Source organism: Oleiphilus sp. HI0067 (assembly GCF_001635735.1).
Window position 1 is genome coordinate 1 of sequence record NZ_LWFI01001662.1, and the last position, 503, is coordinate 503.

Consider the following 503-nt stretch of genomic DNA (forward strand, 5'->3'; position numbering starts at 1 on the left):
CATCGATACTCTTACTATCTAGCACGACAACCTCTTATGGCGCATACTCAACTTCAACGTCGTAATCATCATCGTCAAAGTCGTCATCTTCATCATCTTCGCTAGCACGCGACGCTTTTCGAGCGACCTTATATTCCTCAAGACGCTGACGCGCTTCTTTCTGCATCGCCTCTTTCAGACCAGCTTCCATCTGAGCCAACTCTTCATCATTCGACTCTGCCTCAGCTCGCTCTTCAATCCAACGCATGATATCCCATACTAGAGGCTCTAAGCCCTCATTATTCAAAGCTGACGCTTTGTAAACTGGACCAGTCCAATTCAACGCTTTTATCAACTCATCACAACGCTGATCTCGCTCATCTTCTGGAACCATATCGAGCTTATTCAAGACCAACCAACGCTCTCTTGAGGCTAAGGTCGGACTAAACCCCTCTAATTCACCAACGATCTCATTAATCGCCTCTAGAGGCTCTTTCCCATCAAATGGAGCCATGTCGACAACA

1 pseudogene is annotated in these 503 nt (G+C 46.7%); it reads right to left on the reverse strand.

Annotation, left to right across the window (positions count from 1 at the left end):
* Window positions 1-34 precede the first annotated feature (34 nt).
* A pseudogene (obgE, locus tag A3739_RS30500) lies at window positions 35-503 on the reverse strand (GTPase ObgE); the annotation flags it as partial.